Consider the following 16,122-nt stretch of genomic DNA (forward strand, 5'->3'; position numbering starts at 1 on the left):
CTCCTTTTAGGGCTCTCTCGTCATGCGCAAGAATTCCCTGCTCCCGTCCCTTCTCCTGCTCGCCTCCCTGACCCTCACGGCCGCCTGCTCCTCCGCCACGCCCGGATCCTCCGGTGCGGAGCCCGGGCACCGGCCCGCCGGTTCCGCACCCGCCACCGCCGCCTCCGGCGTCGACCCGGCGCGGATCAGGGGCCTGGAGATCGTCACCGACAGCAGCGAGCACGGCTCCTGCCGGTATGCCGCGAGCTACCCGGCGGTCCCGGGCGCGGAGGCGATGACCGCCGCCATGAAGCGTTACGCCGAGCAGCGGGTGGACACCTTCCGGACGGGCTCGTGCGCCGGGGGCACCGACGCCGAGGGCGCCAAGGAGCTGAACATCAGCTACGAGTTCCTGGTCGCCTCGGGCGACGTGCTGGGCGTCCGCCTCACCACCCAGGACGGCTCCGCGGCCGCCGGCGGACTGTCCTACACGACGTACTGGTACGACGGCAGGGACCGGACGGTCCGCACCGCGCCCGACCTCGTCGCCGGCGCCTCGCAGGACGTCTTCGTCGCCGCCCTGAAGGCGAAGCTCAAGGGCCGGCCGGGCGTGGACGCCGCCTCCCTCGACGCGGCCTTCGGCGACTCCCGGAGCCGCGCCGCCGCCCTGGACGACATGGCCTTCACCGCCGACGGCGGTCTCCGGGTGGCCTTCGAACCGGGCGAGGTGGGTGTCCCCGCAGCCGGCCGGTACGTCGTGACCCTCTCGAAGACGACGCTCACCCCGTGGCTGTCCGGCTTCGGCAAGCGTGTCCGGCAGCAGGCCGTCACCCCGAGCAGCCACCTCGACCTGGGCGCGGCCCACACACCGGAGCCTCCCGCCCCGACGGAGAGCGCCTCCGGGGACGACACCACGGACTGCGAGAAGGCCAAGTGCATCGCGCTGACCTTCGACGACGGGCCCGCGGCCCCGGAGACGGCGACACTGCTGAAGCACCTCGCCCGCTACCGGGCGCGCGCCACCTTCTTCACGGTCGGCCAGAACGTGGCGGCCCACCCCGAACTGGTGCGCGCTGAAGCGAGGGCCGGCCACGAGGTGGGCAATCACTCCTGGAACCACCCCGACCTGACCCGCCTCACCCCCGCCCAGGTCCGCTCCCAGCTGGACCGCACCAGCGCGGCCGTCAAGGCCGCCACCGGCAGGGCGCCGACCCTGTTCCGGCCGCCCTACGGCGCGGTCAACGCCACGGTGAGGGCGGCGACCACCCTCTCCCCGGTGCTGTGGGACGTCGACACCGAGGACTGGAAGTACCGCGACGCGGCCAAGGTAGCCCGGACCGTCATCGACAAGGCCGGGCGCAACGACGTCGTCCTCCTGCACGACATCCACCCGACCTCGGTGGCCGCCGTCCCCGAGATCCTGCGCACCCTGACCGCCCGCGGCTACCGCTTCGTGACGGTCAGCCACCTGCGCTCGAGTCTCCGGCGCTGACGTCCGACCCGCGGCGGCGCGTACGCGGGGTCACCCGTCGCGGGCCGGAAGGCCGGCGAGCGCCTTGTCCGGCAGGCGTCCGTCCAGGCTCCGTCGTTACTATGCTCACTTGATGCCGGAGGCCGGGGGCGGGAGGCGGGACCATGGAAGGCAAGGCGAGCCAGCCGCGGGGCTGCGGAACATGTTGAGAGAAGTCACCGCGACCCGCTACATCGAGCCCCTGCGCACCGGCGGCTCCGTCCCCGCAGTCGTCGAGGCCGACGACCTCGGCACCTACGTCGTGAAGTTCACCGGCTCCGCGCAGGGCCGCAAGGCACTCGTCGCCGAGGTGATCGTGGGGGAGCTGGCCCGCGCCCTCGGGCTGCGCTTCCCCGAGCTGGTCCTGGTGCACTTCGATCCGGCGATCGCGGACCACGAGCCGCACCAGGAGGTGCGGGGCCTGCACGCGGCCAGCGCGGGCGTCAACCTCGGCATGGACCACCTGCCGGGCGCCCGGGACTTCACCCCGGAGATCGCCCGGGTCTTCCCCCTCGACCCGCTGGAGGCGGGGAAGATCGTCTGGCTGGACGCCCTGACCGTGAACGTCGACCGCACGGTCCACAGCTCCAACCTGATGGTCTGGCCCACCCTCGGCGTCGCACCCCCGCACCTGTGGCTGATCGACCACGGCGCCGCCCTCGTCTTCCACCACCGCTGGGACGCAACCGACCCCCGCAAGGCCTACGACTTCCGCCACCACGCCCTCGGCCACTACGGGCCCGACGTCCGGGCCGCCGACGCCGAGCTGGCACCCCGGGTCACCGAGGAGCTGCTGCGGCGGATCCTCGCCGAGGTCCCGGACGCCTGGCTGGCCGGCGAGCCGGGCTTCGCCACCGCGGACGAGGTGCGCGCGGCGTACGTGACATACCTGCACGCGCGCGTGCGGGCCTCCGGGGACTGGCTGCCGACGGGCTTCCCCACCCGGGAGGAACTCGCCGCCGAGGAGGCCCTCCGGGCGGCGAAGAACCAGCAAGGACGCCCCGCGTGGCTCAAGCAGGTGCCCGACCTGCACGGCAAGCCCGCGGCTCAGCAGGATTGGTCGGTGCACCTCGGATGACGGACGTCCAGCGGACCGAGATCGAACGGTCGGAGGACTCCCCGGGCGCCGCGCGGCGGGTCGAGATCGAGTACTGCACCCAGTGCCGCTGGCTGCCCCGCGCGGCCTGGCTGGCGCAGGAACTGCTCACGACCTTCGAGGCCGAACTCACGGAACTGGCCCTCAAGCCCGGCACGGGCGGGGTGTTCGTGGTCCGCGTCGGCGGCGAGGTCGTCTGGGACCGGCGCGAGCAGGGCTTCCCCGAGCCGACGGCGGTGAAGCGGGCGGTACGCGACCGAGTGGCCCCGGAGAAGTCCCTGGGCCACTCGGAAACGCCGTCCGCGGGCTGAGTCAGCCCCTGAGCTGCTCGTACGCCGGGAGCGTCAGGAAGTCGGCGTAGTCCTCGTCGAGGGAGACCGTCAGCAGCAGGTCGTGGGCCTGCTGCCAGTTGCCGGCCGCGAAGGCCTCGTCGCCGATCTCGGCCCTGATGTTCGCGAGTTCCTCGGCGGCGACCTTGCGGGCCAGGTCGGCGGTGACCTGCTCGCCGTTGTCGAGGACGACCTCCGCGTTGATCCACTGCCAGATCTGGGAGCGCGAGATCTCGGCGGTGGCCGCGTCCTCCATCAGGTTGAAGATGGCGACCGCGCCCATGCCGCGCAGCCAGGCCTCGATGTAGCGGATGCCGACCTGCACGGCGTTGACCAGACCCGCGTAGGTGGGCTTGGCGTCCAGCGAGTCGACGGCGATGAGGTCGGCCGCCTTGACGTCGACGTCCTCGCGCAGCCGGTCCTTCTGGTTGGGCTTGTCGCCGAGGACCTTGTCGAAGGACTCCATGGCGATCGGCACCAGGTCGGGGTGGGCGACCCAGGAGCCGTCGAAGCCGTCGCCGGCCTCGCGGTCCTTGTCGGCGCGGACCTTCTCGAAGGCGACCTTGTTGACCTCCGCGTCCCGGCGGGAGGGGATGAAGGCCGCCATGCCGCCGATGGCGTGCGCGCCGCGCTTGTGGCAGGTGCGGACGAGGAGTTCGGTGTAGGCGCGCATGAACGGGGCCGTCATCGTCACCGCGTTGCGGTCCGGCAGGACGAACCTGGCGCCGCCGTCACGGAAGTTCTTGACGATGGAGAACAGATAGTCCCAGCGGCCCGCGTTCAGCCCGGAGGCGTGGTCGCGCAGTTCGTAGAGGATCTCCTCCATCTCGTACGCGGCGGTGATCGTCTCGATGAGGACGGTCGCGCGGACCGTGCCCTGCGGGATGCCGCAGTACTCCTGCGCGAAGACGAACACCTCGTTCCACAGGCGGGCCTCCAGGTGGGACTCCGTCTTCGGGAGGTAGAAGTACGGGCCCTTGCCGAGGTCCAGCAGGCGCTGGGCGTTGTGGAAGAAGTACAGGCCGAAGTCGACGAGGGCGCCGGGCACCGGGGTGCCGTCGGCGTCGACGAGGTGACGCTCGTTCAGGTGCCAGCCGCGCGGGCGCATGACGACTGTGGCGAGGTCCTCGTTCGCCTTCAGGGCGTAGGACTTGCCGGACTTCGGGTCGGTGAAGTCGATGTTCCGGGTGTATGCGTCGCTCAGGTTCAGCTGGCCGCCCACCACGTTCTCCCAGGTGGGCGCGGAGGCGTCCTCGAAGTCCGCGAGCCACACCTTCGCGCCCGAGTTGAGGGCGTTGATGGTCATCTTCCGGTCGGTGGGACCGGTGATCTCGACCCGGCGGTCGTTCAGGGCGTCCGGGGCCGGGGCGACCTTCCAGGAGTCGTCGGCGCGGATCGCGGCCGTCTCCGGGAGGAAGTCGAGGGTGGAGGTGCGGGCGATCTCGGCGCGGCGCTCGGCGCGGCGGGCGAGGAGCTCGTCACGCCGGGGCGTGAACCGCCGGTGCAGCTCGGCCACGAAGGCGAGCGCCGCTTCGGTGAGGACCTCCTCCTGCCGGGGCAGGGGCTCGGCGTCGACGATGGCCAGCGGGGACGGCGCTGGAGCGGACATGAACGGTCACTTCCTTCAGCGAGCTGTGAAGACGAGCCGGCGTGCTTGGCACCGGGTGCCAGTCTTCCCGGATACGGCGGTCGGCGCCCGTGGAGCGGACGGGCGCTTCTGAACAGTGGATACTAGTTTCCTCATGGTGGAAGTTCAATCGTCTGTTGATGTCGAGATTCTCCGGGTCGAGGCAAGGTGGCGCTCCGTGCCACCCCGCTCACTCCAGGTGGACCAGATCGGCTTCGGTGTCGATGTCGAAGGGCCGGGCGACATCCCCGCACTCCACGAGGGTGACCTCCGGCCGGTGCTCCCTCAGATAGGCGCGTGCCCCCCGGTCCCCGTGCGCAGTCGCGGCGATGCCCGCCCAGTGGGCGGCGCCGAACAGCACCGGATGGCCGCGCACACCGTCGTACGAGGCGGAGACGAGCGACGCCTCGCCCGCGTGCGCCGCCAGGACCCGGGCCACCGCCTCCGGTCCGATGCCGGGCTGGTCGACGAGCGACACCAGCGCGGCCCGTGCGTCCGTGCCGGTCAGTGAGCCGAGCCCGGCGCGCAGGGAACTCCCCATCCCCTGCTCCCAGTCGGGGTTGTCGACCACGACGCACCCCGTGAGCGAGGCCCGGGCGCGCACCTCGTCGGCCCGCGCCCCCAGTACGACGTGGACGGTCGCGCAGCCGCCCTCCCGCAGCACCCGCACCGCGTGCTCCACCAGAGGCCGTCCCCGGTGGGGGAGCAGCGCCTTGGGCCGCCCGCCGAGCCGCCGTCCGCCACCCGCCGCGAGCAGCAGTCCCGCAATCGCGGGTGTCCCGCCCGTCGTCTCCCGTGTCGTCATGGCTCCTGCATACCGCACGCCCCGCACAGGGGTGCGATGGCGCGGGGTGCGCGTCGGACGGGCGTGCGCCTCGGGCCAGAAAGTCACTCAGCGAAACAAGTCGATGACGCAATGGACTGGCGCCCGGTGGTCCGCGTCGTTTACTGTCGCCCGCACCGACCGGCCGGGCGCCCGACGGCTGCCCGGTGTGGGGGACTTGGCGGCGAAGGGCACGCGCACGACGAGGTGCGAGGGGGAGGACTGTGTTGCGGAGCGTCGAGCAGAAGCGGCAGGGGCCTGTGACCGGCGGCGCCGAGGATCCGCGCGTGACGGAGCTGCGCTCCGCCGTGTCGCGGCTGCGCCGCCGACTGGCCGCCCATCCCGGCGAGTTCGCCGACCGGGCCATCGCCGAGGAGGAGTTGGCCGCCGTGGCCGCCATGGCCGCCGACGGCATCCCCGAGATCACCGGCCTGCGCCGTTCCCTGCTGCTGATCGCGGGCGCGATCGGCTCCGTGAGCGCCCTGTCCGCGGAACTGAGGGAGGTCCGGCGGGCGGTGGATCTCTTCGGGGGGCCGGTGCGGGGCCAGGGCTAGGGTCCGTCGTCCGGATCAGGTCGCAGGGGACCGGCGGATCCTCCCCGCCGCCTGTCGGCGCTACGCGGGGCTCTGGCTCGCGAGCGCCTCGGACAGTTCCCCAGCGACCTGCTGGAGCACGGGCACGATCTTGTCCGTCGCCGCCTCCGTGACCCGTCCTGCCGGGCCCGAGATGGAGATGGCCGCGGCGGTGGGGGAGTCGGGCACCGGGACCGCGAGGCAACGGACCCCGATCTCCTGCTCGTTGTCGTCGATGGCGAAGCCCTGCCGGCGCACGTCCTCCAGGGCCGCGAGGAACCCGTCGGGCGTCGTGATCGTCTTCTCCGTCGCGGCGGGCATGCCCGTACGGGAGAGCAGCGCCCGCACCTCCTCCGGCGGGAAACCGGCGAGCAGGGCCTTGCCCACGCCCGTGGAGTGCGGCAGCACCCGCCGGCCGACCTCCGTGAACATGCGCATCGAGTGCTTCGACGGCACCTGCGCCACGTAGACGATCTCGTCCCCGTCCAGCAGGGCCATGTTCGCCGTCTCGCCGGTCTCCTCGACCAGCCGCGCTAGGTACGGCCGGGCCCAGGTGCCCAGCAGCCGGGAGGCCGACTCGCCGAGGCGGATCAGGCGCGGGCCGAGCGCGTACCGCCGGTTGGGCTGCTGGCGCACGTACCCGCAGGCCACCAGCGTGCGCATCAGGCGGTGGATGGTCGGCAGAGGCAGGCCGCTGCTCGCGGACAGCTCGCTCAGGCCGACCTCGCCGCCCGCGTCCGCCATCCGTTCGAGCAGGTCGAAGGCGCGCTCCAGGGACTGGACGCCGCCGTTGGCGGAGGACCGGGCGGAGTCGGTGGTGCTGGCGCTGGACGTCGGCACGGCGCGTTCCTTTCGGGGCGGGCGGGAAGGGCAGAAGCCTACCCGGCGGTCGGTTGACTCCCCGCTTGTGCGTAGCTACGTTCTGCGTGCTGGAAGTTTAATTCCGCTTTGTGGAAACGTCCAGGAGTGTTCGCCGAAGGGTGCCGCCGTCCAGTGTGCCCTTGACGTCGCGGAAGAGGGAGTGAAGACTCCTTCAACAGAAAGTTGAATTCCGTTACGCGGAAGTGACTGGAAGTAAGGGGTTCGGGTGTCCGACGCTGAACTGGTGCTTCGCTCGACGCGTGTCATCACTCCCGGAGGGACGCGCGCCGCATCGGTCGCGGTCGCCGCCGGCACGATCACGGCCGTCCTCCCGTACGACGCTCCCGTACCGGAGAGCGCCCGCCTGGAGGACCTGGGCGACCACGTCCTGCTGCCCGGCCTCGTCGACACGCACGTGCACGTCAACGACCCGGGCCGCACCGAGTGGGAAGGCTTCTGGACGGCCACCCGCGCCGCCGCGGCCGGAGGCATCACGACGCTCGTCGACATGCCCCTGAACTCCCTCCCGCCGACCACGACCGTCCCGCACCTGCGCACCAAGCAGCGGGTCGCCGCCGACAAGGCGCACATCGACGTCGGCTTCTGGGGCGGCGCGCTGCCCGACAACATCAAGGAGCTCCGCCCGCTGCACGAGGCCGGCGTGTTCGGCTTCAAGGCGTTCCTGTCCCCGTCCGGCGTGGACGAGTTCCCGCACCTGGAGCGGGACCCCCTGGCCCGCACCATGGCCGAGATCGCCGCCTTCGACGGACTGCTCATCGTGCACGCCGAGGACCCCCGTCTCCTCGCCTCCGCCCCGCAGCAGCCGGGCCCGAAGTACGCCGACTTCCTCGCCTCCCGCCCCCGGGACGCCGAGGACACCGCCATCGCCCAGCTCATCCGCGAGGCGAAGGCCCTCCACGCGCGCGTGCACGTCCTGCACCTCTCCTCCAGCGACGCCCTGCCGATGATCGCCGAGGCGCGGGCGCAGGGCGTCCGCATCACCGTGGAGACCTGCCCCCACTACCTGACCCTCACCGCCGAGGAAGTCCCCGACGGCGCCAGCGAGTTCAAGTGCTGCCCGCCCATCCGCGAGGCCGCCAACCAGGACCTGCTCTGGCAGGCGCTGGCCGACGGCACCATCGACTGTGTCGTCACCGACCACTCCCCGTCCACGGCCGACCTGAAGACCGACGACTTCGCGACGGCCTGGGGCGGCATCTCCGGACTCCAGCTGAGCCTGGCCGCGGTCTGGACGGAGGCCCGCAGGCGCGGGCACGGCCTGGAGGACGTGGTGCGCTGGATGTCCGCGCGCACCTCCGAACTGGTCGGCCTCGACGACCGCAAGGGCGCCATCGCGGTGGGCCGCGACGCCGACTTCGCCGTCCTCGCCCCCGACGAGACCTTCACCGTCGACCCGGTCGCCCTCCAGCACCGCAACCGCGTCACGGCCTACGCCGGCAAGACCCTGCACGGCGTCGTGAAGTCCACCTGGCTGCGCGGACAGCGCGTCGTCGCGGACGGCGAGTTCACCGAACCGAAGGGGCGGCTCCTCACCCGGACCAACTGAATCCCATCCCGGACACCCGAAAGGCAGACCTGATCATCGTGACGGCGATCCCCAGCTTCACCGGCGACGCGAACCCCTACGGAGGCGGCGACCCGTACGCGGACTACCGCACCGCCGACTTCCCTTTCACCCAGTACACCGACCTCGCCGACCGGCGCCTCGGTGCCGGTGTCATCGCCGCCAACGACGAGTTCTTCGCCCAGCGCGAGAACCTGCTGGTGCCCGGGCCCGCCGAGTTCGACCCCGAGCACTTCGGTCACAAGGGCAAGATCATGGACGGCTGGGAGACGCGCCGCCGCCGGGGCGCCTCCGCCGGCCACCCCTGGCCGACCGCCGAGGACCACGACTGGGCCCTGGTCCGCCTCGGCGCCCCGGGCGTGATCCGCGGGATCGTCGTCGACACCGCCCACTTCCGCGGCAACTACCCCCAGGCCGTGTCCGTCGAGGGCACCCGCGTCATCGGCTCCCCGTCACCGGAGGAGCTCCTCGGGGACGACGTGAAGTGGACGACCCTCGTCCCGCGCACGCCGGTCGGCGGCCACGCGGCGAACGGGTTCGCCGTCGACGTCGAGCAGTGCTTCACGCACCTGCGGGTCAGCCAGCACCCCGACGGCGGCATCGCGCGCCTGCGCGTCCACGGCGAGGTCGTCCCCGACCCGGCGTGGCTGGAGGCGCTCGGCACCTTCGACGTCGTCGCCCTGGAGAACGGCGGCCGGGCCGAGGACGCCTCCAACCGCTTCTACTCGCCCGCCTCCAACACCATCGCGCCGGGCCGCTCCCTCAAGATGGACGACGGCTGGGAGACCCGCCGCCGCCGCGACCAGGGCCACGACTGGATCCGCTACCGGCTGGCCGCCCAGGCGCAGATCCGCGCCCTGGAGATCGACACCGCCTACCTCAAGGGCAACAGTGCCGGCTGGGCTTCGGTGTCGGTCAGGGACGGCGAGGACGGCGACTGGCAGGAGATCCTGCCCCGCACCCGCCTCCAGCCCGACACCAACCACCGCTTCGTCCTGCCGGAACCGGCCGTCGGCACGCACGCGCGCGTGGACATCTTCCCCGACGGGGGCATCTCCCGGCTCCGCCTGTTCGGCTCCCTGACCCAGGAGGGCACGAGCCGCCTGGCGGCGCGCCACCAGGAGTTGGGTGGCTGAATCACGTCGTGAGCGTGGGGCGCGCCGGCCGGACTGCGCCGGTGCGTCCCACGCGCCTCATGCTGCGTGGCCGCCGTCCACCGGGAACTCCGCCCCGGTCTCATGCGTCGCCCCTGCCAGGTAGGCGACCGTCGGCTAGCGGCGCGCCACCAGGAGTTGGGTGGCTGAATCACGTCGTGAGCGTGGGGTGCGCCGGCCGGACTGCGCCGGTGCGTCCCACGCGCCTCATGCCGCGTGGCCGCCGTCCACCGGGAACTCCGCCCCGGTCACGTACGTCGCCCCCGCAAGGTAGGCGACCATCGACGCCACCTCGTCCGCCGTGCCGAACCGGCCCAGCGCCGTCATCGCCGCCTGGCCGGCCGCGTACGGCCCGTCCGCCGGATTCATGTCCGTGTCGATCGGGCCGGGCAGGACGAGGTTCGCCGTGATCCCGCGTCCACCCAGCTCCCTGGCCAGCGCCTTGGTCAGACCGGCCAGGGCCGCCTTGCTCGTCGCGTAGAGCGTCCCGCCGGGTCCCGGTACCCGCTGGGCCATGCAGCTGCCGATCGTGATGATCCGCCCGCCCTCGGGCATCCGCGCCGCGGCCGCCTGGGAGGCCAGGAAGACACCCCGTACGTTGACGTCGAGGACCCGGTCCACCTCCGCGAGCGACAGGGTGTCCAGCGGCCCGAGCACCCCCACACCGGCGTTGTTGACCAGGATGTCGAGCCCGCCCAGCGCCTGTGCCGCCGCGTCCACCACGGCGGCCGCCTCGGCAGGCCGCGCCACGTCCGCGCGCAGCGCCACCGCCCGGCGCCCCAGCGCCTCCACCTTCCGGACGACCCCCTCGGCCGCCTCCTTGCCGTTCACGTGGCCGACGGCCACGTCCGCCCCCTCCCGCGCCAGCCGTACCGCCGTCGCCGCGCCGATCCCACGGCTCCCGCCGGTCACGAGAGCCACCTTGCCGTGCAGAGTTCCCTGAATGGTCATGAGTCCATCCCAGCGGCCGCACCACACCGGTGCCGGCGGCGAACGGACGTCGAGGTGGGACCGCAGGCCGCATACGCCATTGCGCGGGGCGGGCGTACGGCCCAGCGATGAGTTGCGGGCGGTGGCGAGGTCTGAACCGATGGCAGCAGATCCCGGCCCACCGGAAGGAAGGCACCCGCCATGGGCAAGCTCGTCTCCACCCTCTTCGTCACCCTCGACGGCGTCTACCAGGCCCCCGGCGGGCCGCAGGAGGACACCCGGGGCGGCTTCACCCACGGCGGCTGGAGCTTCCCGTACGCCGACGAGGACTTCGGCCGGTTCATCGGCGAGGTCTTCGCCCGCCCGGGGGCCTTCCTGCTCGGCCGCCGCACCTACGACATCTTCGCCACGTACTGGCCCAAGGTGACCGACCCCGCCGACCCGGTCGCCTCCAAGCTGAACTCCCTGCCGAAGTACGTGCCTTCCTCGACCCTGACGGACCCCGGCTGGGCGGGCACCACGGTGCTCACCGGCGATCTCGCCGAGGAGGTCGCCGCCGTGAAGGAGCGCAGCGACGGCGAGGTCCAGGTGCACGGCAGCGGTGCCCTGGTCCGGTCCCTGCTGGCGCTCGACCTCGTCGACACCCTGCACCTGCTGACCTTCCCGGTCGTGCTGGGCTCCGGGTTCCGGCTGTTCACGGAGGGCGCCGTACCGACCGCGTTCGAGCACACCGGCGGCAGTGTCACCGGTGCGGGCGTGTCGGTCCAGACGTACGACCTGAAGGGCCGCCCCGAGTACGGCGAGTTCGGACTGCCGGAGGAGGCGTGAGGGCGCCGGTGCGCGGGTGAACTTCCCGCGAACGCACGGGGCTTCACAGGAAATTCTCCACGCTTGTCATTGACATGCCAGCGTCTACGCGCGTCATCATGAGGCTCATGAATTTCCCCCCACGCGCCTCGCGGCTCGGCGCAGCAGCCGCCCTCCTGTCCGCCCTCCTCGTCGGCGGAACCGTCTCCGCCACCACGGCCGGCGCCGCCCCCACCGCCGTCGGCGACATCTGCTACAGCAAGCTGCCGTCCCAGGCCCACGACACGCTCGACCTGATCGAGCAGGGCGGTCCCTACCCGTTCGACCAGGACGGCACCGTCTTCCAGAACCGGGAAGGCATCCTGCCCAGCCAGTCGTCCGGGTACTACCACGAGTACACGGTCATCACCCCGGGCTCCTCCACCCGCGGCGCGCGGCGCATCGTCACCGGTGAGCAGAACCGGGAGGACTACTACACGGCCGACCACTACGCGTCGTTCGCCCTGGTCGACCACGGCTGCTGAGCCCGGCCGGGGCCGCGGGCCGGACGTCCGTCAGGCCGTTCAGACGGACTTCCGGCTCCCGGCCGCCGCGAACAGGGCGACACCCAGCACGAGCAGCGCCACGCTCGCGTAGACCTCGTAGCCGTCGAGGAACCCCAGACGGTGCACCAGGCCCCAGTTCCAGTCGGTGAATTCGTGCACCAGGCCCGCCACGCCCTGGACCAGGGCGAGGAAGCCGAGAATCTCCAGTACCTGCTTCATGCCGTCAGCCTCGCCCCGCGGGCCCCCACGCACATCGGCCGCGAGGCGGGCCGCCGGGAGCGGAAGTCTCCGCTCCGGCGCCACGACGGCATCGAAAGTCTGCACCGCGGCGACTTTGGTCGACGATTGCGGGCGAGGGCGGGTGCGACGGGCCTGCGCTGCGTAGATTTGGCCCTCGTGAGCGGTGACGACGTGCGGCACGCCTCCCCGGTACCGGCGGCAGGGACGCCCGCGCTGCCGACCGGGCGCAGATGGTTCTTCCCGTCGGCCCTCCTGCACGAACTCGACCCCGACGCCGCACGGGCCGGGCGGCGGCCCCGGCGCACCGCCCGCGACTGGGTCGTCGACTTCTCCTGCTTCCTGCTGGCCGTGGTGGTGGGCCTGACGGCCGTCGAGGCGCTCGCCGACAACCCCCATGTGCCGGACGGACTCGCCGTCGTCGACCAGGTGATCGGTGCGCTGGCCTGCGCGGCGGTCTGGCTGCGGCGCCGCTGGCCCCTGGGTCTGGCCGTGGCGCTGACCCCCCTCAACGTCTTCTCGGACACCTCGGGCGCCGCGGGCCTCATCGCCCTGTTCACCCTGGCCGTGCACCGCCCCTTCCGGTACGTGGCCTGGGTGGGCGGCGTCAACGTGGCGCTGGTGCCCCTCTACTACTGGGTGCGCCCCGAAGCGGACCTCCCCTACCTGGTGGCCGTGCTCTTCGCCGGACTGCTCACCGTGGCCGTCGTCGGCTGGGGCATGTTCGTACGGGCCAAACGGCAGCTCATGGTGAGCCTCCAGGACCGCGCCCGGCGCGCCGAGACGGAGGCGCGGCTGCGGGCCGAGCAGGCGCAGCGGCTCGCCCGCGAGGCGATCGCGCGCGAGATGCACGACGTGCTCGCCCACCGGCTGACCCTGCTGAGCGTGCACGCGGGCGCCCTGGAGTTCCGGCCCGACGCGTCCTGGGCGGAGACCGCGCGGGCGGCGGGCGTGATCCGGGAGAGCGCGCACGACGCGCTCCAGGACCTGCGGGAGATCATCGGCGTGCTGCGGGCCGGCGAACCGGACGACACCGGCCGTCCGCAGCCGACGCTCGCGGCCCTGGACTCTCTGGTCGCCGAGTCCCGCGAGGCGGGCATGAAGGTCTCCCTCGACCACCGCGTCGCGGACCCCGCCGCCGTCCCGTCCTCCGTCGGCCGCACCGCCTACCGGATCGCCCAGGAGGGCCTGACCAACGCGCGCAAGCACGCACCCGGCTCGGACGTCACGGTGACCGTCGCCGGCGCCCCGGGCACCGGCCTGACCGTCCTCGTGCACAACCCGCCGCCCGAGGGCGAGGTGCCGCCCGTGCCCGGCTCCGGCCAGGGGCTGATCGGCCTCACCGAGCGGGCGACCCTCACCGGCGGCCGGCTGGAGCACGGGCCCACCCCGCAGGGCGGGTTCGAGGTGCGGGCGTGGCTGCCGTGGGGGTGACGGCTCGTGCCCCGCGGCCCGGCCCGGCCGTGAAAACGTAAGGCCCATGACTGCGATCAGACTGCTCCTCGTCGACGACGATCCGCTGGTGCGGGCCGGGCTGTCCTTCATGATGGGCGGCGCCGACGACATCGAGATCGTCGGCGAGGCCGCCGACGGCGCCGAGGTGGAGGCCCTCGTCGACCGCACCCGCCCGGACGTCGTGCTCATGGACATCAGGATGCCGACGGTGGACGGTCTCACGGCCACGGAGCGGCTGCGCGCCCGCGAGGACGCCCCGCAGGTGGTGGTCCTCACCACGTTCCACGCCGACGAGCAGGTGCTGCGCGCGCTGCGCGCGGGTGCCGCCGGGTTCGTCCTCAAGGACACCCCGCCGGCCGAGATCCTCGCGGCGGTACGCCGAGTCGCGGCCGGCGACCCGGTCCTGTCGCCCACGGTCACCCGCCAGCTGATGCGGCACGCCGTCGGCACCGCGGCCGACACGCGCCGCACCCGCGCGCGCGAACGCCTGGCCGCGCTCAACGACCGCGAGCGTGAGGTCGCCGTCGCGGTCGGCCGGGGTCTGGCCAACGCCGCGATCGCCACCGGCCTGTTCATGAGCGTCGCCACCGTGAAGACACACGTCTCCCGCATCCTCGCCAAGCTCGACCTCAACAACCGGGTGCAGATCGCGCTGCTCGCCTACGACGCGGGGCTCCTGGAGGAGGAGCAGGAAGAGCGCTGACCGCGGCGGCCCGCCGTCAGGCGAACGCGGGGGAGGCGCCGGCGATCTCCGCGAGGCGCACCGGCCTGCGCTCCCGCCGCGACAGCTCGCACGCCTCGGCGATCCGCAGCGCCTGGAGGGCCTCCCGCCCGTCGCAGGGGTTGGCCCGCTCGCCCCGGACGACCTCCACGAACGCGTTCAGCTCGGCCTCGTAGGCAGGGCCGAAGCGCTCCAGGAAACCCGTCCACGGCTTGTCCGCGGCCGGCGGCCCGGTCGGCTCCGTGGACGCGATCGGCGTACGGTCGTCCAGACCGACCACGATCTGGTCGCGCTCCCCGGCGAGCTCCATGCGCACGTCGTAGCCGGCGCCGTTCATCCGGGTCGCGGTGAGCGTGGCGAGCGTGCCGTCGTCCAGGGTGAGCACCGCGGCGGCGGTGTCGACGTCGCCCGCCTCCCGGAACATCCGGGGACCCGCGTCGGACCCGGCGGCGTAGACGTCCGTCACCTCCCGGCCGGTCACCCAGCGCAGCACGTCGAAGTCGTGGATCAGCGTGTCCCGGTACAGCCCGCCGGACAGCGGCAGCCACGCGGCGTCCGGCGGCGCCTGGTCGCTGGTCAGGGCCCGCACGGTGTGCAGTCGCCCCAGCCGGCCGGCGCGCACGGCCTCGCGCGCGCCCGTGTAGCCCGCGTCGAAGCGGCGCTGGAAGCCCATCTGGAGAACCGTCCCGGCCGCCTCGACCTCGGCGATGGCCGTCAGGGACCCCGGCAGATCCAGCGCGATGGGCTTCTCGCAGAACACCGGCAGGCCCGAGCGTGCTGCCCGACCGATCAGTTCGGCGTGGGCCGACGTGGCCGTCGTGATCACCACCGCGTCGACCCCCCAGCGGAAGATCTCCTCCACGCCGGGCGCAGCCGTCTCGCCCAGCCGGTGCGCCAGTTCCTGGGCCCTGGCGGGGTCCGCGTCCGTGAGGATCAGGGAGCCGACGTCGCGATGCCGGCTCAGCGTGTTCGCGTGGATGGTGCCGATGCGGCCCGTACCGATGACGCCGATGCGCATGAAAACAAAGTGCGTGCCCCGCGCCCCGCTGTCAATCTGTATGTCCGGACAATCTGACTACACGACTTCCCGTCAACAACGCACGGAGCTACGCTCGCCCCGTGCCGAAACCAGAAGTGGACCCGACCGTGCAGCTCGAGCTGAGCGTGGACCGCAGCTCCCCCGTGCCGTTGTACTTCCAGCTGTCCCAGCAGCTGGAAGCCGCGATCGAGCACGGCACGCTGACCCCCGGCAGCCTGCTGGGCAACGAGATCGAACTCGCCGCCCGGCTCGGCCTGTCCCGGCCGACCGTCCGCCAGGCGATCCAGTCGCTCGTCGACAAGGGCCTCCTCGTCCGCCGCCGCGGCGTGGGCACCCAGGTCGTGCACAGCCAGGTGAAGCGCCCGCTGGAGCTCAGCAGCCTCTACGACGACCTGGAAGCGGCGGGCCAGCGCCCGGCCACCCGGGTCCTCGTCAACAAGCTCGTCCCCGCCTCCGCCGAGGTCGCCGCCGCGCTCGGCGTCGCCGAGGACAGCGACGTCCACCGCGTGGAGCGCCTCCGCCTCGCCCACGGCGAGCCCATGGCCTACCTCTGCAACTTCCTGCCGCCCGGCCTCATCGATCTCGACACGGACCAGCTGGAGACCACCGGCCTCTACCGTCTGATGCGAGCGGCGGGCATCACCCTGCACAGCGCCCGCCAGTCGATCGGCGCCCGCGCGGCGACCACGGAGGAGGCGGAGCGCCTGGCGGAGGAGACGGGCGCGCCGCTGCTGACGATGCAACGCGTCACGTTCGACGACACGGGCCGAGCTGTCGAGTACGGCACTCACACGTACCGCCCGACGCGCTATTCCTTCGAATTCCAGTTGCTCGTGCGTACCTAGGGGGCGC

The 16,122-nt window shown here is 72.6% G+C and carries 17 protein-coding genes; 11 read left to right on the forward strand and 6 right to left on the reverse strand.

What is annotated here, in order from left to right; all coding sequences use genetic code 11:
• The first annotated feature begins 22 nt into the window (after positions 1 to 22).
• The 3 genes from AB0E85_RS02195 to AB0E85_RS02205 all read left to right on the forward strand — a co-directional run bounded on the left by AB0E85_RS02195 (position 23) and on the right by AB0E85_RS02205 (position 2,896).
• Positions 23 to 1,471: a polysaccharide deacetylase family protein gene (locus AB0E85_RS02195; protein WP_361921531.1), complete on the forward strand. Its 1,449-nt coding sequence runs from the start codon at positions 23 to 25 to the stop codon at positions 1,469 to 1,471.
• Positions 1,472 to 1,652: 181 nt separating this feature from the next.
• Positions 1,653 to 2,567, forward strand: coding sequence for a HipA family kinase (locus AB0E85_RS02200; RefSeq protein ID WP_361921533.1), 915 nt, complete (start codon positions 1,653 to 1,655; stop codon positions 2,565 to 2,567).
• Entirely contained in the window at positions 2,564 to 2,896 is a 333-nt protein-coding gene (locus tag AB0E85_RS02205) for a SelT/SelW/SelH family protein (RefSeq protein ID WP_361921535.1), read from the forward strand. The genes AB0E85_RS02200 and AB0E85_RS02205 overlap by 4 nt, the downstream gene beginning before the upstream one ends.
• A gap of 1 nt (position 2,897) precedes the next feature.
• Here AB0E85_RS02205 and aceB read toward each other — a convergent pair whose 3' ends face one another.
• Positions 2,898 to 4,523, reverse strand: a complete 1,626-nt coding sequence (gene aceB / locus AB0E85_RS02210) for a malate synthase A (protein ID WP_361921537.1) — start codon at positions 4,521 to 4,523, stop codon at positions 2,898 to 2,900.
• 208 nt (positions 4,524 to 4,731) lie between these two features.
• A complete protein-coding gene (locus AB0E85_RS02215; RefSeq protein ID WP_361921539.1) occupies positions 4,732 to 5,346 on the reverse strand; it encodes a nucleotidyltransferase family protein in 615 nt (204 codons plus the stop codon).
• A 242-nt stretch (positions 5,347 to 5,588) separates the two neighbouring features.
• Here AB0E85_RS02215 and AB0E85_RS02220 point away from each other — a divergent pair, with 242 nt between their 5' ends.
• On the forward strand, positions 5,589 to 5,918 hold the full coding sequence (locus tag AB0E85_RS02220) for a DUF5955 family protein (RefSeq protein WP_361921541.1): 330 nt from the start codon (positions 5,589 to 5,591) through the stop codon (positions 5,916 to 5,918).
• A 60-nt stretch (positions 5,919 to 5,978) separates the two neighbouring features.
• On the opposite strand, the gene AB0E85_RS02225 is transcribed toward AB0E85_RS02220, so the two are convergent.
• A complete protein-coding gene (locus AB0E85_RS02225) occupies positions 5,979 to 6,776 on the reverse strand; it encodes an IclR family transcriptional regulator (protein ID WP_361921543.1) in 798 nt (265 codons plus the stop codon).
• Between the two features lie 247 nt (positions 6,777 to 7,023).
• Here AB0E85_RS02225 and allB point away from each other — a divergent pair, with 247 nt between their 5' ends.
• Together allB and alc are read left to right on the forward strand one after the other, a co-directional pair.
• Positions 7,024 to 8,364 (forward strand): allantoinase AllB, encoded by a 1,341-nt coding sequence (gene allB, locus AB0E85_RS02230; protein ID WP_361921545.1) that lies wholly within the window; start codon positions 7,024 to 7,026, stop codon positions 8,362 to 8,364.
• A 38-nt stretch (positions 8,365 to 8,402) separates the two neighbouring features.
• A complete protein-coding gene (alc, locus tag AB0E85_RS02235) occupies positions 8,403 to 9,518 on the forward strand; it encodes an allantoicase (protein WP_361921547.1) in 1,116 nt (371 codons plus the stop codon).
• 225 nt (positions 9,519 to 9,743) lie between these two features.
• On the opposite strand, the gene AB0E85_RS02240 is transcribed toward alc, so the two are convergent.
• Positions 9,744 to 10,487, reverse strand: coding sequence for an SDR family oxidoreductase (locus AB0E85_RS02240; protein WP_361921549.1), 744 nt, complete (start codon positions 10,485 to 10,487; stop codon positions 9,744 to 9,746).
• 180 nt (positions 10,488 to 10,667) lie between these two features.
• On the opposite strand from AB0E85_RS02240, the gene AB0E85_RS02245 reads away from it, so the two are divergent.
• Positions 10,668 to 11,294: a dihydrofolate reductase family protein gene (locus AB0E85_RS02245; protein WP_361921551.1), complete on the forward strand. Its 627-nt coding sequence runs from the start codon at positions 10,668 to 10,670 to the stop codon at positions 11,292 to 11,294.
• Between the two features lie 107 nt (positions 11,295 to 11,401).
• Positions 11,402 to 11,797, forward strand: a complete 396-nt coding sequence (locus AB0E85_RS02250) for a ribonuclease (protein ID WP_361921553.1) — start codon at positions 11,402 to 11,404, stop codon at positions 11,795 to 11,797.
• 39 nt (positions 11,798 to 11,836) lie between these two features.
• On the opposite strand, the gene AB0E85_RS02255 is transcribed toward AB0E85_RS02250, so the two are convergent.
• A complete protein-coding gene (locus AB0E85_RS02255; RefSeq protein ID WP_361921555.1) occupies positions 11,837 to 12,037 on the reverse strand; it encodes a hypothetical protein in 201 nt (66 codons plus the stop codon).
• A gap of 234 nt (positions 12,038 to 12,271) precedes the next feature.
• Here AB0E85_RS02255 and AB0E85_RS02260 point away from each other — a divergent pair, with 234 nt between their 5' ends.
• Together AB0E85_RS02260 and AB0E85_RS02265 are read left to right on the forward strand one after the other, a co-directional pair.
• Complete coding sequence (locus AB0E85_RS02260; RefSeq protein WP_361921931.1) at positions 12,272 to 13,489, forward strand: histidine kinase; 1,218 nt, start codon at positions 12,272 to 12,274, stop codon at positions 13,487 to 13,489.
• A gap of 46 nt (positions 13,490 to 13,535) precedes the next feature.
• Positions 13,536 to 14,213 (forward strand): response regulator transcription factor, encoded by a 678-nt coding sequence (locus AB0E85_RS02265; protein WP_359634042.1) that lies wholly within the window; start codon positions 13,536 to 13,538, stop codon positions 14,211 to 14,213.
• Between the two features lie 16 nt (positions 14,214 to 14,229).
• Here the strand turns inward: AB0E85_RS02265 and AB0E85_RS02270 are convergent, their stop codons facing one another.
• Positions 14,230 to 15,249: a Gfo/Idh/MocA family oxidoreductase gene (locus tag AB0E85_RS02270; protein WP_361921557.1), complete on the reverse strand. Its 1,020-nt coding sequence runs from the start codon at positions 15,247 to 15,249 to the stop codon at positions 14,230 to 14,232.
• A gap of 128 nt (positions 15,250 to 15,377) precedes the next feature.
• On the opposite strand from AB0E85_RS02270, the gene AB0E85_RS02275 reads away from it, so the two are divergent.
• Positions 15,378 to 16,115: a GntR family transcriptional regulator gene (locus tag AB0E85_RS02275; protein WP_209442542.1), complete on the forward strand. Its 738-nt coding sequence runs from the start codon at positions 15,378 to 15,380 to the stop codon at positions 16,113 to 16,115.
• The last annotated feature ends 7 nt before the right edge of the window (positions 16,116 to 16,122 follow it).

Source organism: Streptomyces sp. NPDC029044, from assembly GCF_040637495.1.
GTDB lineage: Bacteria > Actinomycetota > Actinomycetes > Streptomycetales > Streptomycetaceae > Streptomyces.